Genomic DNA, 22,683 nt, shown 5'->3' on the forward strand with positions numbered 1-22,683 from the left:
TTCCTATCGTTCACGCATGTCCCTAAAACCCGAAATTGATGATGTCGCCGAAATCCCACCGGGACTTGTACTCTGCGATCGACTCCCCGCCCTTCGGGGTGAACGCGTCGTAGACCCGCTCATTGAGTACCACTACGACATGATAGCTGTTATTCCAGTTGTCGGTATCCTGGTCGCGGTACTTGCCGAAGTATGGGCCAGGAGCGGGAATCCGGACGATCTTTCCGTCGCCGAGACTATCGCGGATCCTCTCAGCACATACATCACAGTCGCCGGGACCATTCGTGATCATCGACTTGTCGCGAGGCAGTCCGGGAACGCTATGCACCCCGCAAGGGAGATCTGAGAGCGTGGCGAAAGAAGCAGTGGCCAGAGTGGACTTATTGACGACCTTGCAGCCACGCTTCAGCAATTTCAGGGCATCGAATGCCTTTTCCAGTGCCTTGAGTTTGGCGCCGACGAGGGCATCTGCCGCGAGTGACCAGCAGTGTTCGAAGTCCTTTTTTTGCATGCACGCTTCGAGATCGCCGAGGCCGGCGAGTTCCTTGGCGACCTCCAGGGACGTTTCCAGGGCGTCGCCGATTTCTTTGCCGTTTTCGAGGATTTGGCAATCGATCGGGTTTTGCGTGCACCAGCGGACGTAGCTCTGCGGATCGCAGGGAACGATCGCCTGCCCGCAGCGGTACAGCTCTGCGGCCCGCTGGCCGGCTTCGTTCTTCTCCTTGTCTTCGACGGCGGCCTTGCGCCGGGCTTCCTCCTCCTCCCGCTTCTTGGTGACTGCGATGGTGAACGCTTCGGTGGCCGCGGTGAGTGCGGCTTCCGCGTCCTTGCCGGCGGCGATCGCCGAGTTCCGGGCCTGGTCGGCCGAGTACCAAGCGCTGGACGCGTGGACCTGAGCCGTCTCCGAGGAGAGCGTGGCGTCGGCTGCCGACTTCGCTGCGTCGGACGCGGCAGTGTCGGCACTGTTCGCGGCGTCGCGGGCCGTCTTGGCGGATGCGGCCGCGCTGGCTGCGGAGGCTTCAGCGTCCTTGGCGTGCTGTGCTGCCTCGTCGGCGTAGCCCTGTGCCGTGGCCGCGGAGGCGCTGGCCTTCGCTGCCCATTCGTTGGCTTCGGCGGCCGCCGTGCGGGCGAGGGCGGCGACTTTCTGGGCGGTCGCGGCGTTCTGCTGGGCGGTGGCCGCGATCTTCGCCGCGTCCGCGATCAGCTTCTGGACCTGCGCCACGTGGGTGGCGTTGAGGAGGTCCTGGCGCTGGGCCTTGTACTGGCCGGTGGCGATGAAGGCGTGGAGGGTCTGCGGGGACCCCTCCAGCGCGACACGGGCCGCGGATTTCACCTCCGGTCCGCCGGAGGAGACCAGCTGCGCTGCCCGTACCCGCTCGTCCTGGGTCCGGGCGGTGTGCTGGGCGTCGGTCAGGAAGGCGCTGTACTTCTTCGGGTCACCTGTGGCGAGAGCCTTCTGGCCGGCTTCGGTAAGAATCGGTCCGGCACCGTCGACGGTCTGGGCGATGGCAACGCGCATGCCCTGGGCGGCGGCCTGGTACTGGCCGTTGTCGATGAACTCGGTGATGGCGGCGGCGTCGCCGTCCAATGCGGTTTCGGCTGCCTCCCGTACTTCCCTGGCCGAGCTCTCCTCGGCGAGCCGCTCGACGTAGGAGCGGTCGTCCTGCTCCTTGGCCGTGGTCCAGCCGTTGCGCAGGTAGTCGATGACTACCTCGTCGGGACCGCCGAGTGCGGCCTCGGCCGCGGCCCGGCCCCACGCCGTGCCGCTCTTCATCGCGAGCACGGCCAGCTCGCGCCCCTGGCCGGCAACAGCCGTCAGGTCGGCTCCGGGCTCGGCTGCCACAGCGACCAGCCGGTCCCGCTCGGTATCCCGCTCCTTCACTGCCTTCTGAAACTCCGCCAGTTCGGCGATCCGGGCGTCGTCGGCCGCTTTGTGGTCCCTGGCAAGCTCAATGCCCTCGTTGGTACGGCCGAGCAGTTCCTCTGTCTCCACCTCACGCGCGAGCGTGTAGACCTTCTGGGCCGTAGCCACCGCGGCGGTCGCGGCGTTCGCAGCGTCGGTGGCCGCGTTGGCGTGCGTCGTGGATCTGGCTGCAGCCTGGGCTGCGTCGCCGGCGTGGTCGGCCGCGTCGTCGGCCGCGTCGGCCGCGTTATTCGCGTGCGTGGCCGCCGATCTGGCCGCGTCGCGGGCTTCGCGTGCGGCGGTAGCGGCCTTGCGGGCCAGCGCCTCGGCGGCAGCCGCGGCACGGTTGGCCTCCGCAGCGTGGCGCTTGGTGGCCGCAGCCGCGGCGCGCGCCTCGGCGGCAGCCGCGCTGGACTGATCTGCGTAACTGCTCGCCTCGATCGCGGCATCGGCCGCAAGGTTGGCATTGGCGCCCGCGCTGACGGCCGAGTTTGCGGCGTCACCGGCCGCGTCGGCGGCAATCGCGGCATCCTCGGCGGCATCGGCGGCCAAGGCGGCCCCCTTGCCGGCGTTACGGGCGTTCTCCGCGGCCGTACGGGCGGCGGCCGCGTTGCCCGCGTCCACCGCGGCGTCAGCGGCCGCGTTCCGTGCTCGCGACGCCGCCTGCGACGCGCCTGCCGCCGCAGCCGCAGCCTGAGACGCGGCGTTCGCCGCGACACGAGCAGAATTGTTCGCAGCACGCGAAGCGTCGATCGCCGTCTGCGCAGCGCTGGCGGCCTGAGACGCGGCCTTGGCCGCGCGGCTGGCGGCACGGGCCGCCTTTTCCGTGTCGTCCTTCGCAGCCTCCGCCTCGGACGCCGCCCTCAGCGCGGCTTCCTTCGCCAGCTTCGCGGCCTCCACAGCCTTGGCCGACTCCGCCTTGGCAGCCACAGTCTCGGCAGCGGCCTGCCGTCCCGCCTCCTGCGCCAGCGCGGCAAGCTGAGCGACCGTGGCATGCTCTTGGTCCTTGGCCCGAGCGACGAACTGCCCGACCTCCAAGAACTCCCGGATGTCCTCGGCCCCACCGGCCAACGCCAGCCGACCCGCAGCCTGGACGTTGGTGCCGCCCACACTGATGACCTGGACGAGCTGCACCCGCTCGTCCTGCTCACGCTGAACGTACTGCCCCTCCTTCAGGAACGCGGCAACATCCTCCGACGAACCCGCCAGTGCAGCCCGCCCCGCGTCCTGCACAATCGGCCCGCCCGCATCAATGACCTGCGCCACCCGAACCCGCTGATCCTGCTGCATCGGAGCTTCCCAGCCCCAACTGAGGAAGATCTCGAGGTCCTCTTGCGACCCTGCGAGGGCCGTCCGGGCGGCAGTCAACAGCTCGGGGCCGCCTACTGATGCGATCTGGGCGGCGCTGACACGCTCGTCCTGAAAGGACAGGTCGTCCACGGCCGTCAGGAACGCCTCAAGCTCAGCGTCACTTCCGGTCAACGCTGCTTCCGCCGCCGCCCTGACCCCAGGACCGCCTTCCTTCCAGTAGTCGACCGCACGGCCGCGGTCGGTTGGCGTCACCTCCGCCAGGGCCGCGACCTGTGCCGTGTCGGACGCGAGGCCGGCCGCTGTCACAGGCGGGGAGCCCAGGAAGCCGGAGGTGAGGGCCAAGGGCAGCAGGCACAGGACAAGGGCACGTATCGCGCGGCGCATGCCCCTCCTGTGGTCAGATCTGGTGAATCTTCGTTTCACGGATATTCCGTCTCTGATCTCGGCAACTCTCGTTACCGATCGCCGAATATCGGCCCGGCGATCGTAAAGGAAAGCAACACGCATCAGAGTGAGGAGAATCGGCAACTTTCGGCCTGTTTATTGGCTTGAAACGTTTACAAACCTTCACCGCGGACGCCGCCACAACACGGCAGGAAACCCTGCATGGGCAGGCGCACAAGAAGGAGAAAATGCAACATTGGGTTCGATTATGGATGCACAACCAGACAGGCAAACGCGAAGATCGCGCCCCAGAACCGCCATTTTGCACCAAACTCGACTGCTTGACGGTCCATCATCAGGCAGCTAGGTTGCGCTTGTATCTTTACTCTTTCTATACACGTCTGGGCGGGGGCCTCCGGATTCGCAGGCCGTCACGCCTGAAAGGGAGACCGGTGGCTTTCCGCACGCGTGCATTGTTTATTTCAGGAGCGATAGGTGCCCTGGCGGCACTGATCGGGGTTCCGCTCGCTTTCGCCTCCGAGACCGCCACGTCCGCAGCGAGTGAAGAGGCCCCACCGTATGCGGTCGAGGACTTCTCCTACCCCGGTGCCGCCGACATCCTGGCAACCAAGGGCATCGAGCTGAAGAAGGGCGACGGCCACATCCTTCTCGCCGACTGCGACCCGGCAGCCGAGCAGATCAGGGTCCTGACCGTCGAGGACGAAACTGTCGGCCGCGCCGGTACCTACTGCTTCCAGGCCACCGGCGAGACGGGGTACATCACCCTCTCGCTCCCCCGGGTCTTCGCACTGGAAGCCGCGGACCACCCCTTCAGCGCCGACCTCACCGCCAATGGTGAGACGACGACGGTCGACGTCGCCCAGGACGGCTTCAAGTCCGTCGGTGAAGGCACCGCCGGCGGCGCCCGCTCCGTACTGGTCGAGATCCGCGTCACCGGCTGACCCGGCGTCACCCCTCCCTGTCCTCCGACATCTCCCGGTACGCAACCACCTGAAGGCCCTTCACATTCCTGTCAGACCTACTCGCAAAGTGCGGGGCAGTTGCAGTACTAGGCATTGTTTCTCGGATCATGTTCGGAGCCAGATCGGGAGGGCCGCGAGGGTGACGGTGCCGAGGTAGATGTAGGCGTGTTTCTCGTAGCGGGTGGCGACGGCGCTGAAGCCTTTGAGGCGGTTGATGGCTCGTTCGACGGTGTTGCGTTTCTTGTAGCTTTCGCTGTCGAATCCGGTGGGCCGGCCGCCTCGGGAGCCTTGGTTCCTGCGGTGTCTCTGCTGGTCGAGGCGTTCGGGGATGGTGTGTCGGATTCCGCGTCGTCGCAGGTAGCGGCGGTTCTTCCGCGACGTGTAAGCCTTGTCCGTCAAGACACGGTCGGGCCGGGTCCGAGGTCGTCCGACTCCGCTCCGGGGCACGGAAATCAGCTCCAGCACACGCTCGAGTTGAGGGCCGTCCCCGTAGTGTCCGGGTGTCAGGGCGAGGGCGAGAGGCCGGCACCGTCCTTCGGCTGCGAGGTGGATCTTGGTGGTGAAGCCGCCTCGGGACCGCTCCAGGCATTCGCCGATCTGACCACCTCCTCCAGCCGGACGATCAGTTTCCGCAGCGCCGGATCGACCTGGTTCGTCCCCCGTGCGGCCCCCTTGTGAAGAACCGCGGACGGGGGATCTTTCCTCGCGCCGGCGGCGTGCTGGTGAGCCCGCACGGCTGTCGAGTCCACCGACACGTCCCAGTCGATCCGGCCCGCGGCATCCTCGGCGGCCTGGACCTTCGAGAGCAACATCTCCCACGTCCCATCCGCCGACCAGCGACGATGGCGCTTGTAGACCGTCTCCCACGGCCCGAACCGCTCCGGCAGATCCCGCCCCTGCACACCCGTCCGCACCCGGTACAGCACCCCGTTGATCACCCTTCGGTGATCACTCCACCGCCCCCCACGCGCACCACCTCGCGGCAGAAACGACTCCAGCCGTTCCCACTCCGCATTCGTCAGATCCCCACAGCCCATACGACCAGCCCGGACCCAACACCCAACCCACGTCAGGCGATCCGAGAAACAGTGCCTACGTCTGCCAGTTGGATCCGAACGAGCACCAGGAGCGCCCCTGGTTCTCCGAGTATCCGAAGAGCTTGTGGGTGAGGGAGGAGGTCCTCGTGGGGGTGATCTCACGGTTCTTCGCCACGCGTGTCTTCGGCCCTCACCGCCGAGACTGTCTGGAGGCATTACCGAAGGCCGACCAGCCCGCCCCGGACGAGGCCGGTGCCCGCCGGGCGAAGGAGCGAGAGGCGCTGGAGCAGGCTATCCGTGCCATCGAGGCGCGGCAGACTCGGCTGATCCGGGCGCTGGCTGAAGGGGTGGAGATCGGCGGGGAGGGGGTGGCGGGCGGTGACCCTGAACATGAGCGAGTGTTCCGCGACGCGGTCCGGAAGGAACACGGCACGCTGAGCGCGCAGCGGAAGGCGCTCGCCGATCAGTTGGCCCGGCTGACCGAACCCACCGCGGCTTCGGTGGCCGTCGCCGACAACGCGGCTCTGTTGGACGCCCTGCCGCTGTTGGGCATGGACCTGTCCCGCGTCCCGGAAGAAATGCGGCGGCGGCTCTACAGGGCGTTCGGGCTGGAAGTCCGCTACAGCCGCCCCAGGGAAGAAGTGATCCTACGGGTGACGATCCCGGGGCGCATGATTGACGCATGGGTGGCCGCCACTCGGGAGATGGGGGCGTGGAACAAAAAAGTCGGGCACCCGCACCGAAGTGCTGATGCCCGACTGTGGCACTCGCGGGGAACGAACCAGTCAAAACCGGCAGAACCGTTCCCATCTTTTGAGTGCCCCCGGCAGGATTCGAACCTGCGCACACGGCTCCGGAGGCCGATGCTCTATCCCCTGAGCTACGGGGGCGTATCGCTGTCTTGCTCGGCGACGGGTGAAACACTACCAGCTTCCGCGGGGTCTCCGTGAACAGGTATTTCCGGCGGTCGGAGGCTGTCGGGGACTGTCGGAGGCCGCGGCGCCGGGCCGGGGAGGACGGGCGGGGCGGTTCTGCGTACATCCGGCCATGCTCCGTGCCACTCGTCCGGGGTCGGAAATGGGCAAAACCCGGACGCAGCCCCTACCTGCCGCCTACCCTCGGAGTGTGTCAGGGGCATGTGGTCGCGTGCTTGTTGTCGACGACAACGAGGTCATCCGGCAGTTGATCAGGGTCAATCTCGAGGTTGAGGGCTTCGAGGTCGTGACCGCGGCAGATGGTGTCGAGTGTCTGGATCTGGTGCACCGGATTCGTCCCGATGTGATCACACTTGATGTCGTCATGCCCCACCTGGACGGTCTGCAGACCGCCACCAGACTGCGCGCGGATCCGCGGACCCGACACCTGCCCGTGGCGGTCATCAGCGGCTGCACCCCCTACGAGGTGGACAGCGGGGTCGCCGCAGGGGTCGATGCTTTCCTGGCGAAGCCCTTCGAGCCGAGCGAGCTGGTGCGGCTCGTGCGGCAGCTGATGGAGCGGGGCGAGCAGCCACCCCACGACAGCATGCGCGACGCCGGACGGGCGGAGAGCGCAGCCGGATGACCGCATGGCGAAACGGGTTGGCGGGGTGCCCCCCTTCCTCGCCTACGCTTGCCCTGTGACCCCCGCCGATCTCTCCACGACCGTGCTGCACGCCGTGCGCCGCGCGGTCGACGAGGATGCCTTGCGCGCGCCCGTGCCCGCGCGTGTGCGGGTGGAACGGACACGTCCCGGCGGGCGCGGGGACTACGCCTGTGCCGTCGCCCTCCAGCTGGCCGGGCCCGCCGCGCTGCCGGCCAGGGAAGTGGCCGAGATCCTCCGGGACCGGATGCGGGAGGTGCCGGGGATCGGTGGCGTCGAGGTCACCGGGCCCGGGTTCCTGAACTTCACCCTCGACGCCTCCGACCCCCTCGAAGCGCTGGTCCGGGCCGTCGGCGAGCGCGGTACGGAGTACGGGTACGGCGACGCCCTCGCCGGCACCACCGTCTCCTTCGTACCCGTCGACGAACCGCGCGCCCGGGTCGTCACCGAGACCGTCGAGCGGCTGCTCCGGGCTCAGGGCGCGGACGTGGGGGAGAGGACCGGTGGCGGCGAGGCGCTGCATGTGTGGCCGCTGCCCGCGGCGGACCGTGACCTCTTCGTGCGGCTCGGCAGCGACGCCGCGCGCTGGGCGCTGCTGCGGGCCGCCCCGCACGACCTGCCCCGGTGCACCGGGAGCGACGCGCTCCTCGCGCAGCAGGAGAGCAACCCGCTGTTCCGGGTGCGCTACGCGTACTCCCGGACTCGTGCGCTGAGCCGGAACGCCGAGGAGCTCGGGTTTCGCGGCGCGTACCAGGAGCGCGTGGACGCGCCCGAGCTCGCACAGCTCCTCGCCGATCACCCCGCCGTCCTCGCCGCCGCCGCCCGTCACCGCGAGCCCGACCGGCTCGCCCGGCAGCTGGAAGCGGTCGCGCAGGCCTTCTTCGACTTCCATGACCGTGCCCGGCCGCTCCCCGTCGGTGACGAGAAACCCTCGGCCGCCCACCGCTCCCGGCTCGCCCTTGCCGAAGCCGCCGGGACGGTGCTGGCCGGCGGCCTGTCCCTGCTCGGCATCAGCGCACCCGACGTCCTCTGAGACACCCGAGAGAGCAGAGCAACACGATGAGCCGATCCGCACACCCCGCCGGGCCCCGTCACGCCGATGTCATGACGGAGGGGCACTACACGGCCCCGCCCACCGACCTCAACGTCCTGGACGAGAAGGTCTGGTCCCGTACCGTCGCCCGCGACGAGGACGGTGTGGTCACCGTCGGCGGGATCGAAGTGACGCGACTGGCCGAGGAGTTCGGCACCCCCGCCTACTTCCTCGACGAGAGCGACTTCCGGGCCCGCTGCCGGGCCTGGGCCGATTCCTTCGGGCAGGACGCCGACGTCTACTACGCCGGCAAGGCGTTCCTGTCGCGGGCCGTCGTGCGCTGGCTCCAGGAGGAAGGGCTCAACCTCGACGTCTGCTCCGGCGGAGAGCTGACCTGCGCACTGGACGCCGGGATGCCCGCCGAGCGCATCGCCTTCCACGGCAACAACAAGACCGCCGCGGAGATCGAGCGTGCGGTCACCGCGGGCGTCGGACGCATCGTGCTCGACTCCTTCCAGGAGATCGTCCGCGTCGCGCACATCGCGCAGCGGCTCGGCAAGCGGCAGCGCGTACAGATCCGGGTGACCGTCGGCGTCGAGGCGCACACCCACGAGTTCATCGCCACCGCGCACGAGGACCAGAAGTTCGGGATCGCGCTGGCCGGCGGCCAGGCCGCGGAGGCGGTGCGCCGGGCCCTCACTCTCGACGGGCTCGAACTCACCGGCATCCACTCGCACATCGGCTCGCAGATCTTCGACATGGCCGGCTTCGAGGTCTCCGCCCGGCGCGTGGTGCAGCTGCTCGCGGAGGTGCGCGACGAGCACGGCGTCGAGCTGCCCGAGATCGACCTCGGCGGCGGCCTGGGCATCGCCTACACCTCCGAGGACGACCCGCGCGAGCCGCACGAGATCGCCAAGGCGCTCGGCGACATCGTCAGCCGCGAATGCGAGGCGGCCGGGCTGACCACCCCGCGGATCTCCGTCGAGCCGGGGCGCGCCATCGTCGGCCCGACCGCGTTCACGCTGTACGAGGTCGGCACGATCAAGCCCCTGGAGGGGCTGCGTACGTACGTCAGTGTCGACGGCGGCATGTCGGACAACATCCGCACCGCGCTGTACGACGCCGAGTACAGCGTCGCGCTCGTCTCGCGGACCTCCGACGCCGAACCGATGCTGGTCCGCGTCGTCGGCAAGCACTGCGAGAGCGGCGACATCGTGGTCAAGGACGCGTTCCTGCCGTCCGACCTGGCGCCCGGCGACCTGATCGCCGTGCCTGCCACCGGCGCGTACTGCCGCTCCATGGCGAGCAACTACAACCATGCTCTGCGCCCGCCCGTCGTCGCCGTGCGCGACGGCCAGGCGCGTGTGATCGTCAGGCGTGAGACGGAGGAAGATCTCCTGCGTCTGGACGTCGGCTGATGAAATTGATGTCTCAGGATCCGGACGAGTGGCAGAAACTCCCGTCCAGTGAGTGAGACTGGTTCACACATCAGGTGTAGAGGAAACGAGGTCGGATGATGCGTACGCGTCCGCTGAAGGTGGCGCTGCTGGGCTGTGGTGTGGTCGGCTCAGAGGTGGCGCGCATCATGACGACGCACGCCGACGACCTCGCCGCGCGCATCGGCGCGCCGGTCGAGCTCGCCGGCGTCGCCGTGCGCCGGCCCTCCAAGGTGCGGGAGGGCATCGACCCCGCCCTGATCACCACCGATGCGACGGCCCTGGTCAAACGGGGCGACATCGACGTCGTCATCGAGGTCATCGGCGGCATCGAGCCCGCCCGTACGCTGATCACCACCGCCTTCGAGCACGGCGCGAGCGTGGTCTCCGCCAACAAGGCGCTGCTCGCCGAGGACGGCGCGGCGCTGCACGCCGCCGCCGAGGAGCAGGGCCGGGACCTCTACTACGAGGCCGCCGTGGCCGGCGCCATCCCGCTGGTGCGTCCGCTGCGCGAGTCCCTGGCCGGTGACAAGGTCAACCGGGTCCTCGGCATCGTGAACGGCACCACCAACTTCATCCTCGACCGGATGGACACGAGCGGGGCCGGCTACTCCGAGGCGCTCGACGAGGCCACCGCCCTCGGTTACGCCGAGGCCGACCCGACCGCCGACGTGGAAGGGTTCGACGCCGCGGCCAAGGCCGCGATCCTCGCCGGTATCGCCTTCCACACCCGGGTCAGGATCGGTGACGTGCACCGCGAGGGCATCACCGAGGTCACCGCCGCCGACATCGCCTCCGCCCGGCGCATGGGCTGCACCGTCAAGCTCCTCGCCATCTGCGAGCGCGCCGCCGACGGGCAGTCCGTCACCGCCCGCGTGCACCCCGCGATGATCCCGCTGAGCCACCCGCTGGCCTCCGTCCGCGAGGCGTACAACGCGGTCTTCGTCGAGGCCGAGGCGGCCGGGCAGCTCATGTTCTACGGCCCCGGTGCCGGTGGCTCGCCGACCGCCTCCGCGGTCCTCGGCGACCTGGTCGCGGTCTGCCGCAACAAGCTCAACGAGGCCACCGGCCCCGGGGAGTCCGCGTACACGCGTCTGCCGGTCAGCCCCATGGGCGAGGTCGTCACGCGGTACCACATCAGTCTCGACGTGGCCGACAAGCCTGGCGTACTCGCCCAGGTCGCGACGGTCTTCGCCGAACAGGGCGTGTCCATCGACACCGTCCGCCAGCAGGGAAGAAATCCGAGCACCGGCGACGACGCCGCCATCGAGCAGGGCGGCGGCGGACGACGGGCGGGCGGCGAGGCCTCTCTCGTCGTCGTCACCCACCGCGCGCTCGACGCCGCTCTCTCGGCGACCGTCGAAGCGCTGCGCGAGCTCGACACCGTACGCGGTGTCGCCAGCATCATGCGTGTTGAAGGGGAGTAAGGACCCATGACCAGCAAGGGCACCCACCAGTGGCGCGGCATCATCGAGGAGTACCGGGACCGCCTTCCGGTCACGAGCACGACGGAGATCGTCACGCTTCGTGAGGGCGGTACGCCGCTCGTCCCCGCTCAGGTCCTCTCCGAGCGCACGGGCTGCGAGGTGCACCTCAAGGTCGAGGGCGCCAATCCCACCGGGTCCTTCAAGGACCGCGGTATGACGATGGCCATCACCCGGGCCAAGGAGGAGGGCGCACGGGCCGTCATCTGTGCCTCCACCGGCAACACCTCGGCCTCCGCCGCCGCGTACGCGGTCCGGGCCGGCATGGTCTGCGCCGTCCTCGTGCCGCAGGGCAAGATCGCGCTCGGCAAGATGGGTCAGGCGCTCGTGCACGGCGCCAGGATCCTCCAGGTCGACGGCAACTTCGACGACTGCCTGACGCTGGCCCGCTCGCTCTCGGACAACTACCCGGTGGCGCTGGTCAATTCGGTCAATCCGGTCCGTATCGAGGGCCAGAAGACCGCCGCGTTCGAGATCGTCGACGCGCTCGGCGACGCCCCCGACATCCATGTCCTCCCGGTCGGCAACGCGGGCAACATCACCGCGTACTGGAAGGGGTACAAGGAGTACGCGGGCGACGGCATGTCCACGCACACCCCGCGCATGTGGGGCTTCCAGGCCGCCGGTTCCGCGCCCATCGTCCGCGGCGAGGTCGTCAAGGACCCGACGACCATCGCCACCGCGATCCGGATCGGCAACCCGGCCTCCTGGCAGTACGCCCTGGCCGCGAGGGATGAATCGGGCGGTTTCATCGATGAGGTGACAGACCGTCAGATTCTGGCCGCGTACCGGCTGTTGGCCTCCCAGGAGGGCGTCTTCGTCGAGCCCGCGTCGGCCGCTTCCGTCGCCGGTCTGCTGAAGGCCGCCGACGAGGGCAAGGTCGACCCGGGCCAGAAGATCGTCTGCACGGTCACCGGCAACGGGCTCAAGGACCCCGACTGGGCCGTGGCGGGCGCCCCGCAGCCGGTCACGGTCCCGGTCGACGCGACCACCGCCGCCGAGAAGCTGGGCCTCGTCTAGGGTTCGGCGACCAGCCCCTCGGGTCGGTCGACGACACCCCACCGCTCCCGTCGGCAGCCGGTTCCACCCGCCGGCGGGAGCCCGGCGCACCGCCGGCAGAAACTCTGGCAAGGGGCCGCCGGGGGTCGGTAGGAACCCAGCTCAACCACCCCTTATCGGGGCGGAGAGCGCAGAGGAGGCGGGCGACACGCATCGTGCGCCTCCTGTGCGCCCTATGTCGCTACAGAACCTTCCTTCGATAAGCTGTGCCCAACCCGCCCCGCCGCATCTGCCGCGGTGCAAGGGCCGTTGTGGCCGTCGGTCCCCCCGGAATCCCACTCCCCGTCGCCACGACCTCCTGCCCGGAGAATCCGTTCAACCCCCCCGCTGTCTCACAAGGAGAGTCGTCCAACCGATGGCCGGTCCCGCCTTCCGAGCCGCCGCCGTCCGGGTGCGCGTTCCCGCGTCCAGCGCCAACCTGGGCCCGGGCTTCGATGCCTTCGGCCTGTCGCTGGGGCTGTACGACGACGTCGTCGTCCGCGTGGCCGACTCCGGACTGCACATCGACATCGCGGGTGAGGGCGCGGACACGCTGCCCCGCGACGAACGCCACCTCCTCGTGCGCTCCCTGCGCACCGCCTTCGAGGTGCTCGGCGGACAGCCCCGTGGCCTGGAGATCGTCTGCGCCAACCGCATTCCGCACGGGCGCGGCCTCGGATCCTCCTCCGCCGCCATCTGTGCGGGCATCGTCGCGGCCCGCGCCGTCACGACCGGCGGGGACGCCCGCCTCGACGACACCGCACTGCTGGAACTCGCCACCGAGATCGAGGGACACCCCGACAATGTCGCGGCGTGCCTGCTCGGCGGCTTCACCCTGGCCTGGATGGACGGCGGATCGGGCCGCGCGATCAGAATGGATCCCGCAGATTCCATCGTTCCGGTGGTTTTCGTCCCCGGCAAGCCGGTCCTGACCGAGACCGCCCGTGGCCTGCTGCCGCGCACGGTCCCGCACGTCGACGCCGCCTTCAACGCCGGCCGCGCCGCCCTCCTCGTCGAGGCCCTGACCAGGCGCCCCGAGCTGCTGCTCACCGCCACCGAGGACCGGCTGCACCAGGAGTACCGCGCCCCGGCGATGCCCCAGAGCGTGGAACTCGTGAACCGACTGCGCGCAGACGGCGTTCCCGCGGTCATCTCCGGTGCCGGGCCGACGGTGCTGGCACTGGCCGAGGAGGGTGCGGCCGACAAGGTCGCGCAGCTGGCGGGCGAGGGATGGGCGGCCAACCGGCTCGCCTTCGACGCCCCCGGCGCGAGTGTGCTGCCGCTGGCCTCGTAGCGGAGAAGTGATTGCCGGTGAGTGAGAGGGGGAATGTTTGTTGGAGCCGGTAGTGTTAACCTCAAGTCAGCAACAGACGTCTCAGTGGCGTGTTGCTTCGTGTCCCTTTCCGGGACCACCATTTCTTCCGGGAGCCTCCTCAACTGCCTGAGCAGCCTGCCTGAGCAGTTTCGTGCACGCTCCGGAACCGGCACGACACCCCTCGCTCATCCAAGAGTGGGCCGAGCAGAGGGATGCGCGCGCCGGACCCCCGCACACCTTTATCTCTCCGCCGTACCCGGCGGACCACCGCCCCGGCACGGTCCGCAACAAAGAAGACCGCAGTCGGACAGCACAACCGGTCGCCGAGCCAGAAGGCCGACGTCCGCTCCAGGGAAGGACCCTTCGTGAGCGACACCACCGATCTGATGGGCGTGACTGCCGACAAGACCGTCGACAGCTCCGCGCCCGCCGAAGGTGCTGCCACTGGCACCACCGCACGGCGCCGCCGCTCCGGCACCGGCCTTGACGGCATGGTCCTGGCCGAGCTGCAGCAGGTCGCGTCCGGCCTCGGCATCAAGGGCACTGCGCGGATGCGCAAGGGCCAGCTGATCGAGGTCATCAAGGAGGCGCAGGCCGGTCACTCCGCCGCGCCCAAGGCCGCCGCGCCCGCCGCGGATGCCGAGGCCAAGCCGAAGCGCCGCGCCACCTCCAAGGCGCGTACCGGGGACGACTCCGCCGCCGCGCCCGCCGAGAAGGCCGTGGCCCAGCAGCAGATCGACATCCCCGGCCAGCCGGCCAGCGACGACCAGCCCACGGGTGAGCGCCGTCGCCGCCGTGCGACCGCTCAGGCGGGCAGCCCGGAGACCAAGGCGGAGAGCAAGCCGGCCGCCGAGGTCAAGGGCCGGACGCAGGCCGAGCCGAAGAGCGAGGAGCGCGCCGAGGCCAAGGCCGAAGCCGCCGCCGACACGGCCGAGGGTCGTCGCGGCGACCGCCAGGACCGCGGTCAGCGCGGCGACCGGCAGGACCGCGGGGAGCGCGGGGAGCGCCGCGACCGTCAGCGCGACCGCCGTGGCAAGGGCGACGAGCAGGGCGGCCAGGGCCAGCAGGGCGGCCAGAGCCAGCAGGGCGGTCAGCGCCAGCAGCGTCAGAGCCAGCAGGACGACGGTTACGACGACGAGGCGGGCGGCCGTCGCGGTCGCCGGGGCCGCTACCGCGACCGCCGTGGCCGCCGTGGCCGCGACGACTTCGCCAGCGAGGTCGCGGTCTCCGAGGACGACGTCCTGATCCCCGTCGCGGGCATCCTGGACATCCTCGACAACTACGCGTTCATCCGGACCTCCGGCTACCTGCCCGGCCCGAACGACGTGTACGTCTCGCTCGCCCAGGTCCGCAAGAACGGCCTGCGCAAGGGTGACCACGTCACGGGTGCGGTGCGCCAGCCCAAGGACGGCGAGCGCCGCGAGAAGTTCAACGCGCTGGTCCGCCTCGACTCGGTCAACGGCATGGCGCCCGAAACCGGCCGCGGCCGTCCGGAGTTCCAGAAGCTGACCCCGCTCTACCCGCAGGACCGGCTCCGCCTGGAGACCGACTCCAACGTTCTGACGACGCGGATCATCGACCTGGTCGCGCCGATCGGCAAGGGGCAGCGAGGCCTGATCGTGGCCCCGCCGAAGACCGGCAAGACCATGATCCTGCAGGCGATCGCCAACGCGATCACGGTCAACAGCCCCGAGTGCCACCTGATGGTCGTCCTGGTCGACGAGCGTCCGGAAGAGGTCACCGACATGCAGCGGTCGGTGAAGGGCGAGGTCATCTCCTCGACCTTCGACCGCCCCGCGGAGGACCACACCACCGTCGCCGAGCTGGCCATCGAGCGCGCCAAGCGTCTCGTGGAGCTGGGACACGACGTGGTCGTCCTGCTGGACTCCATCACCCGCCTCGGCCGTGCGTACAACCTCGCGGCCCCCGCCTCCGGCCGCATCCTGTCCGGTGGTGTCGACTCGACCGCGCTCTACCCGCCGAAGCGCTTCTTCGGTGCCGCGCGCAACATCGAGGACGGCGGTTCGCTGACCATCCTGGCCACCGCGCTCGTCGAGACCGGCTCGCGCATGGACGAGGTGATCTTCGAGGAGTTCAAGGGCACCGGCAACATGGAGCTCAAGCTCGACCGGAAGCTCTCGGACAAGCGCATCTTCCCGGCGGTGGACGTCGACGCGTCCAGCACCCGCAAGGAGGAAATCCTGCTCGGTGGCGAGGAGTTGGCCATCGTCTGGAAGCTGCGCCGGGTGCTGCACGCGCTCGACCAGCAGCAGGCGATCGAGCTCCTGCTGGACCGGATGAAGAAGACCCAGTCCAACGCGGAGTTCCTGCTCCAGATCCAGAAGACGACGCCGGCGCCGGGCAACGACTGACGCCCTGCCCGGACCGATCACAGGGCCGCCCCCGTCACCCCACGGTGACGGGGGCGGCCCTGTGTCGTGGGGCCCGCACGGCCCGCGGATCCGACGTAATCGATCCGGTGCTTTCGCGTTCTTTCGGGCGATCCGAGACCTTCCTCACACGGCAGCCGTGACGAGGCAGACCACAAGCGATCTCCGGTGTGAAGGAAACCGCAGGTGAGTGCGGGGTCACCGACGGTGCATCAGGCCGGCGTGCCCGCTGCGTCCTCACATGGAAGTGACAGGTCGTTGTGCAACCCTTTGAGGTGTTGCCACGTCCAAAAAAGTGGCGGCATGTCACCGAAACAACACCATTCGTGCCCGAACGCCGCTGCGGGGGTCAGCCGGGAGACGCCGACGACCGAAGGAGCAGCATGACCGAGCACAGTGGGAAGGGCGGCCGAATACGCCCCTCCGGCAGACGCCGGAAAAAGCCTTCCCGGCGCCACCGGGCGATGGTGGCGGCAGCCTGGACCCTGGTCGGCGTCGTGGTCGTCGGCGGTGGCGGGCTCGGATACGCGTACTTCAGGATCAACGGCAACCTCACGGCCGTCGACATCGACGCGGCGCTCGGCAAGAACCGGCCCGAGAACGTCGACAACGGCTCCCAGGACATCCTGGTGCTCGGCTCGGACTCCCGCTCCGGCGCGAACGCCGATTACGGCACCGACGAGGGCACGGCGCGGTCCGACACCGCGATGGTCGTGCACATCGACAAGGGCCACAAGACGGCCTCCGTCGTCTCCATACCGCGCGACACCCTCATCACCCGCCCCGACTGCACCAGCGACACCACGGGGAAGGTGGTCGCGGGCCAGGAGCGCGCGATGTTCAACACGGCGTACGAGGTCGGCGGACCGGCCTGCGCGGTCAAGACCATCGAGTCCATGTCGGGTATCCGCATGGACCACTACCTCGAAGTCGACTTCACCGGCTTCAAGAAGCTCATCGACGAGCTGGGCGGTGTGAAGATCACCACCACCGAGGCGATCAACGACTCCAAGAGCCATCTGAACCTCGAACCCGGCACCCACACCCTCGACGGCGAACAGGCGCTGGGCCTCGTACGCACCCGCAAGAGCGTCGGCGACGGCAGTGACCTCGGCCGCATCCAGCTCCAGCAGGCGTTCATCAAGGCGCTGATGGAACAGGTCAGGAGCGTCGGGGTGTTCTCCAACCCGAAGACGCTCTTCGACCTCGCGGACGCGGCGACGAAGGCCGTCACCACCGACTCCGACCTGGGTTCGGTCAAGCAGCTCGCCTCCTTCGCCAACGGCCTCAAGGGGCTCAGTGCGAAGAACGTCGACATGATCACCCTGCCCGTGCAGTACGACCCGGTCGACCCGAACCGAGTCGTACCGCTGGAGGAGGCCGCGCAGCAGGTGTGGACGGCGCTCAAGAACGACCAGGCCATCCCCGCTTCCGCCACCGAGAAGTCGGCGGGTGACAAGGGCGTCGCCGGCACCGTCGTCGAGTGACCGGCCAGGGGCGGGAATAGCCGGGGTCCGCCCCCGGTTTTGGGAGATACGGTCCGGTCCTGGCAGACTGGTACGTCGGCCCCGGTTCACGGACGCGCAATCCGCGCGTGCGACCCGGTGCCCTCCCGAACCTAGGAGAGACCCTTGAAGCGCGACATTCACCCCGAGTACGTCGAGACGCAGGTCAGCTGCACCTGTGGCGCGTCGTTCACGACCCGGAGCACCATCGACGGCGGCACCATCCGCGCCGACGTCTGCTCCGAGTGCCACCCGTTCTACACGGGCAAGCAGAAGATCCTCGACACCGGTGGCCGTGTGGCCCGCTTCGAGGCCCGCTTCGGCAAGGCTGCCGGCTCCGCCAAGAAGTAGCGAGCCACTGCGCCGGTTCTCGACGCCCTCGTTCCGGGGGCGCCGAGGCCGGCGTTTTTTCCGGCCCGGGGCGCGGGCGGCCCGCCCCCCGTCCGGACAGCGTCACGCCGTCCAGCAGGCACGTCTGAAAAAGAAGGAACCAGGAGCCCGAAGATGTTCGAGGCGGTCGAGGAACTGATCGGTGAACAGGCCGATCTTGAGAAGAAGCTCGCGGACCCCGCGGTCCACGCCGACCAGGCCAACGCGCGCAGGCTCAACAAGCGCTACGCAGAGCTGACCCCGATCGTCGCGACGTACCGCTCCTGGAAGCAGGCCGGGGACGACATCGAGACGGCACGGGAGCTCGCCGCCGACGACCCCGACTTCGCCGCCGAGGTCAAGGACCTGGAGCAGCAGCGCGAAGCGCTCACCGAGAAGCTCCGTCTCCTGCTGGTCCCGCGGGACCCCAGCGACGACAAGGACGTGCTCCTGGAGATCAAGGCGGGCGCGGGCGGCGACGAGTCCGCCCTGTTCGCCGGCGACCTGCTGCGCATGTATCTGCGCTACGCCGAGCGCGTCGGCTGGAAGACCGAGATCATCGACTCCACCGAGTCCGAGCTCGGCGGCTACAAGGACGTCCAGGTCGCCGTGAAGACCAAGGGCGGCAACGGCGCCATCGAGCCCGGCCAGGGCGTGTGGGCCCGGCTGAAGTACGAGGGCGGGGTGCACCGCGTGCAGCGCGTGCCGTCCACCGAGTCCCAGGGCCGCATCCACACCTCCGCCGCCGGTGTGCTCGTCACGCCCGAGGCCGAGGAGGTCGACGTCGAGATCCACGCCAACGATCTCCGGATCGACGTCTACCGTTCCTCCGGCCCTGGTGGCCAGTCCGTGAACACCACGGACTCGGCGGTCCGCATCACCCATCTGCCGACCGGTGTCGTCGCCTCCTGCCAGAACGAGAAGAGCCAGCTCCAGAACAAGGAGCAGGCCATGCGTATCCTGCGTTCACGCCTGCTCGCGGCCGCCCAGGAGGCCGCCGAGCAGGAGGCTTCGGACGTACGGCGCAGCCAGGTGCGTACGGTCGACCGTTCCGAGAAGATCCGTACGTACAACTTCCCGGAAAACCGGATCTCGGACCACCGCGTCGGCTTCAAGGCGTACAACTTGGACCAGGTGCTCGACGGCGATCTGGATTCCGTGATCCAGGCCTGTGTCGACGCCGACTCCGCAGCCAAGCTCGCCGCCGCATGAGCCCGAACCCGCCCCACCCGTAAACCCGTACGGAGAACCGCGATGAACCTGCTGCTCGCCGAGGTGGCCCAGGCCACCCAGCGGCTGGCCGATGCCGGTGTGCCGTCACCGCGATTCGACGCCGAGGAACTCGCCGCGTTCGTGCACGGCGTCAAGCGGGGCGAGCTGCACCGGGTACCGGACGCCGACTTCGACGCCCGCTACTGGGAGGCGATCGCCCGCCGGGAGGCCCGCGAACCGCTCCAGCACATCACCGGACGCGCCTTCTTCCGGTACCTGGAACTCCAGGTCGGACCCGGTGTCTTCGTCCCACGCCCGGAGACCGAATCGGTCGTCGGCTGGGCGATAGACGCCGTCCGCGCGATGGACGTCGTCGAGCCGACCGTCGTCGACCTGTGCAGCGGCTCCGGCGCCATCGCCCTGGCCATGGCCCAGGAGGTGCCGCGCTCACGCGTGCACGCCGTCGAGCTCTCCGACGACGCCGTGAAGTGGACCAGGAAGAACGCCGAAGGATCCAGGGTCACCGTCCACCACGACGACGCGCTCACGGCCCTTCCCGAACTCGACGGCCAGGTCGACCTGGTCATCTCCAACCCGCCGTACATCCCGCTCACCGAGTGGGAGTACGTGGCACCCGAGGCCCGCGACCACGACCCGGAGATGGCCCTCTTCTCCGGCGAGGACGGCCTCGACACCATCCGAGGCATCGAACGCACCGCGCACCGCCTGCTGCGCCCCGGCGGCCTGGTCGTCATCGAGCACGCCGACACCCAGGGCGGCCAGGTGCCGTGGATCTTCACCGAGGAACGCGGCTGGGCGGACGCCGCCGATCACCCGGACCTGAACAACCGGCCGCGCTTCGCCACGGCCCGCAAGGCCCTGCCGTGACCGGCCACCATCCGCACGCCCCGTATCCGTCATATCCGTACACGCTTGAGGAGGCCGGCTGATGGCACGGCGATACGACTGCAACGACGCGACCGACCGTACGACGGGTCTGCGTGAGGCCGCTTCGGCCGTACGCCGCGGCGAACTGGTCGTGCTGCCCACCGACACCGTGTACGGGATCGGCGCGGACGCCTTCAGCTCCGAGGGCGTCGGCGACCTGCTGGCGGCCAAGGGCCGCGGCCGCAACATGCCCTCGCCGGTACTGATCGGCTCCCCGAACACCCTGCACGGCCTGGTCACCGACTTCTCCGAGCAGGCCTGGGAACTCGTCGACGCCTTCTGGCCCGGCGCCCTCACGCTCGTCGCCCGGCACCAGCCGTCCCTGCAATGGGACCTCGGCGACACCCGCGGCACCGTCGCCGTGCGGATGCCGCTGCACCCCGTCGCCATCGAGCTGCTCACCGAGGTCGGACCGATGGCCGTCTCCAGCGCCAACCTCACCGGACACCCGTCGCCCGAGACCTGCGACGCCGCCCAGGACATGCTCGGCGACTCCGTCTCCGTCTACCTCGACGGCGGCCCGACCCCCGGCATCGTGCCGTCCTCGATCGTCGACGTGACCGGCAAGGTCCCCCTGCTGCTGCGCGCCGGTGCGCTCTCCGTCGAGCAGCTCCGCGAGGTTGTACCCGACCTCGAGGTGGCCAATTGACCGCCCCTGAGGGGCGTGGCATAGCGGGGCAGGCCGACACTTTCCGCATCCTCCACGTCAGCACCGGCAACGTCTGCCGCTCACCGATCACCGAGCGGCTGACCCGCCACGCCCTGGCGGACCGCCTCGGCGACCCGCGCCAGGGCGGACTGATCGTGGAGAGCGCGGGCACCTGGGGCCACGAGGGCGCCCCCATGGAGGCCAACGCCGAGATCGTCCTCGCCGACTTCGGCGCCGACTCCACCGGTTTCGTCGGCCGGGAGCTCCTCGACGAACACGTGATCCGCGCCGACCTGGTGCTCACCGCCACCCGTGACCACCGGGCCCAGGTGATCTCGATGGGCCACTCGGCAGGGCTGCGGACCTTCACCCTGAAGGAATTCACCCGGCTGGTCCGGGCCATAGACCCCGCGACGCTTCCCGACCCGCGCGACGAGGGCGTGGTCGAGCGCGCCCGCGCCCTGGTCCGCGCCGCCGCCGCGCTGCGCGGCTGGCTGCTGGCCCCGACCGCCGAGGCGGACGAGGTGCACGACCCGTACGGCGCGCCGATCACGTTCTTCCGGTCCATCGGCGACGAGATCAACCAGGCCCTCGACCCGGTGGTCACCGCACTGACCGGGGTTCCCGCCCCGCACTGACCCTGCGCCACTCTGACGGCCGCGCGCGGGGCCCGCGACCGGAGGGCCGGGCGGGTGGACCGCGTCGCCGCACAGCGGGCAGGAGGCCCTTCCCGGGCCTACATTGGAGCTGACCCCAGCGCACCCCTCCCCAGGCCCGGAGCCGACATGCCGGTCACCACTCCTGCCGCCGCACCCTCCTCCGCCGCGCGGGCGGACCTGCCCCAGGACTTCGACGCCCTGCGGAGGGAGGACCCGGAGATCGCCGCCGTGCTGCTGGCGGAGCTGCACCGGCAGTCGACCACCCTGCAACTGATCGCGGCGGAGAACTTCACCTCGCCCGCCGTCCTCGCGGCCCTCGGCTCACCGCTCGCCAACAAGTACGCCGAGGGCTACCCCGACGCCCGCCACCACGGCGGCTGCGAACAGGCCGACGCCGCCGAACGCATCGCCTGCCGACGGGCCACCGCGCTCTTCGGCGCCGAGCACGCCAACGTCCAGGCACACTCCGGCTCCTCCGCCGTCCTCGCCGCGTACGCGGCCCTGCTCCGTCCCGGGGACACGGTGCTGGCGATGGGTCTCGCGTACGGCGGACACCTCACCCATGGCTCGCCCGGCAACTTCTCCGGCCGCTGGTTCGAGTTCGTCGGCTACGGGGTGGACTCCGAGAGCGGCCTGATCGACTACGAGCAGGTGCGCGCCCTGGCCCGTGCGCACCGGCCCAAGGCGATCGTCAGCGGTTCGATCTCCTACCCCCGCCACCCCGACTACGAGCTGTTCCGGGACATCGCCGACGAGGTGGGCGCGTACCACATCGCCGATGCCGCGCACCCGATGGGACTGATCGCCGGGGGAGCGGCGCCGAACCCCGTCCCGTACGCCGATGTGGTCTGCGCGACCACGCACAAGGTGCTGCGCGGCCCGCGCGGCGGGATGATCCTGTGCGGTGCGGAGCTGGGCGAGCGGATCGACCGGGCGGTCTTCCCGTTCACCCAGGGCGGCGCCCACATGCACGCGGTCGCGGCGAAGGCCGTGGCGTTCGCGGAGGCGGCCACTCCGGCGTTCGCGGCGTACGCCCACCGGGTGGTGGCCCACGCCCGGGTGCTGGCCGCGGGCCTGGAGGCCGAGGGGTTCGAGGTCACCACGGGCGGCACGGACACCCACCTGATCGTCGCGGACCCGGCCCCGCTGGGTGTCGACGGGCCCACCGCCCGGGCTCGGCTGGTGGCGGCGGGCCTGGTGCTGGACACCTGCGCGCTCCCGTACGGGGACGCCCGGGGCATCCGGCTCGGCACCGCGGCGGTCACCACTCAGGGCATGGACGAGACCGACATGGCACGGCTGGCCGTGCTCTTCGGGACGGCGGTCCGTGACGAGGGCGACATCCGCGCGGAGGTCGAGGAACTGGCCCGGAAATATCCGCCCTATCCGGGGTAGACGTGTCCTGTACAACCATCGGCCCGGCCTCCGTGTCATCAACCATGAGCCCGT

The 22,683-nt window shown here is 69.7% G+C and carries 16 protein-coding genes, 1 tRNA gene and 1 pseudogene; 15 read left to right on the plus strand and 3 right to left on the minus strand.

The annotated features are described in order from the left end of the window. Positions 1-22 precede the first annotated feature (22 nt). Complete coding sequence (locus AB0L71_RS06410) at positions 23-3,598, minus strand: ALF repeat-containing protein (protein WP_365238631.1); 3,576 nt, start codon at positions 3,596-3,598, stop codon at positions 23-25. A gap of 452 nt (positions 3,599-4,050) precedes the next feature. Between AB0L71_RS06410 and AB0L71_RS06415 the strand changes: the two genes are divergently transcribed. After that, positions 4,051-4,560: a hypothetical protein gene (locus AB0L71_RS06415; protein ID WP_365238634.1), complete on the plus strand. Its 510-nt coding sequence runs from the start codon at positions 4,051-4,053 to the stop codon at positions 4,558-4,560. A 126-nt stretch (positions 4,561-4,686) separates the two neighbouring features. Here AB0L71_RS06415 and AB0L71_RS06420 read toward each other — a convergent pair. Further along, a pseudogene (locus AB0L71_RS06420) lies at positions 4,687-5,618 on the minus strand (IS5 family transposase). Positions 5,619-6,436: 818 nt separating this feature from the next. Next, positions 6,437-6,508, minus strand: a tRNA-Arg gene (locus tag AB0L71_RS06425). Between the two features lie 256 nt (positions 6,509-6,764). Between AB0L71_RS06425 and AB0L71_RS06430 the strand changes: the two genes are divergently transcribed. The 14 genes from AB0L71_RS06430 (at position 6,765) to AB0L71_RS06495 (ending at position 22,629) form a co-directional block, all read left to right on the plus strand. Beyond that, entirely contained in the window at positions 6,765-7,178 is a 414-nt protein-coding gene (locus AB0L71_RS06430) for a response regulator (protein ID WP_365238637.1), read from the plus strand. Positions 7,179-7,233: 55 nt separating this feature from the next. Beyond that, positions 7,234-8,229 (plus strand): ArgS-related anticodon-binding protein NrtL, encoded by a 996-nt coding sequence (gene nrtL / locus AB0L71_RS06435; RefSeq protein ID WP_365238639.1) that lies wholly within the window; start codon positions 7,234-7,236, stop codon positions 8,227-8,229. Positions 8,230-8,255: 26 nt separating this feature from the next. Continuing rightward, complete coding sequence (lysA, locus tag AB0L71_RS06440; RefSeq protein ID WP_365238642.1) at positions 8,256-9,647, plus strand: diaminopimelate decarboxylase; 1,392 nt, start codon at positions 8,256-8,258, stop codon at positions 9,645-9,647. Positions 9,648-9,742: 95 nt separating this feature from the next. After that, complete coding sequence (locus tag AB0L71_RS06445) at positions 9,743-11,092, plus strand: homoserine dehydrogenase (protein WP_365238645.1); 1,350 nt, start codon at positions 9,743-9,745, stop codon at positions 11,090-11,092. Positions 11,093-11,098: 6 nt separating this feature from the next. Then, complete coding sequence (gene thrC / locus AB0L71_RS06450) at positions 11,099-12,169, plus strand: threonine synthase (RefSeq protein WP_365238648.1); 1,071 nt, start codon at positions 11,099-11,101, stop codon at positions 12,167-12,169. A gap of 394 nt (positions 12,170-12,563) precedes the next feature. Continuing rightward, complete coding sequence (thrB, locus tag AB0L71_RS06455) at positions 12,564-13,481, plus strand: homoserine kinase (RefSeq protein ID WP_365238651.1); 918 nt, start codon at positions 12,564-12,566, stop codon at positions 13,479-13,481. A gap of 386 nt (positions 13,482-13,867) precedes the next feature. Further along, a complete protein-coding gene (gene rho, locus AB0L71_RS06460; RefSeq protein WP_365238654.1) occupies positions 13,868-15,874 on the plus strand; it encodes a transcription termination factor Rho in 2,007 nt (668 codons plus the stop codon). A gap of 401 nt (positions 15,875-16,275) precedes the next feature. Further along, the gene (locus tag AB0L71_RS06465) at positions 16,276-17,379 is read left to right on the plus strand and encodes an LCP family protein (RefSeq protein WP_365238657.1); all 1,104 of its coding nucleotides are present in this window, start codon (positions 16,276-16,278) and stop codon (positions 17,377-17,379) included. A 144-nt stretch (positions 17,380-17,523) separates the two neighbouring features. Next, complete coding sequence (gene rpmE / locus AB0L71_RS06470; protein WP_365238660.1) at positions 17,524-17,748, plus strand: 50S ribosomal protein L31; 225 nt, start codon at positions 17,524-17,526, stop codon at positions 17,746-17,748. A 153-nt stretch (positions 17,749-17,901) separates the two neighbouring features. Then, positions 17,902-18,978: a peptide chain release factor 1 gene (gene prfA, locus AB0L71_RS06475; RefSeq protein ID WP_365238663.1), complete on the plus strand. Its 1,077-nt coding sequence runs from the start codon at positions 17,902-17,904 to the stop codon at positions 18,976-18,978. Between the two features lie 42 nt (positions 18,979-19,020). Further along, the gene (gene prmC, locus AB0L71_RS06480) at positions 19,021-19,866 is read left to right on the plus strand and encodes a peptide chain release factor N(5)-glutamine methyltransferase (RefSeq protein ID WP_365238666.1); all 846 of its coding nucleotides are present in this window, start codon (positions 19,021-19,023) and stop codon (positions 19,864-19,866) included. Between the two features lie 61 nt (positions 19,867-19,927). After that, positions 19,928-20,575: an L-threonylcarbamoyladenylate synthase gene (locus tag AB0L71_RS06485; protein ID WP_365238668.1), complete on the plus strand. Its 648-nt coding sequence runs from the start codon at positions 19,928-19,930 to the stop codon at positions 20,573-20,575. Next, complete coding sequence (locus AB0L71_RS06490; RefSeq protein WP_365238671.1) at positions 20,572-21,213, plus strand: protein-tyrosine-phosphatase; 642 nt, start codon at positions 20,572-20,574, stop codon at positions 21,211-21,213. Before AB0L71_RS06485 ends, AB0L71_RS06490 begins: the two co-directional genes overlap by 4 nt. 147 nt (positions 21,214-21,360) lie before the next feature. Next, positions 21,361-22,629, plus strand: coding sequence for a serine hydroxymethyltransferase (locus AB0L71_RS06495; RefSeq protein WP_365238674.1), 1,269 nt, complete (start codon positions 21,361-21,363; stop codon positions 22,627-22,629). The last annotated feature ends 54 nt before the right edge of the window (positions 22,630-22,683 follow it).

This window comes from Streptomyces sp. NPDC052052 (assembly GCF_040680455.1).
Taxonomy (GTDB): Bacteria; Actinomycetota; Actinomycetes; order Streptomycetales; family Streptomycetaceae; genus Streptomyces.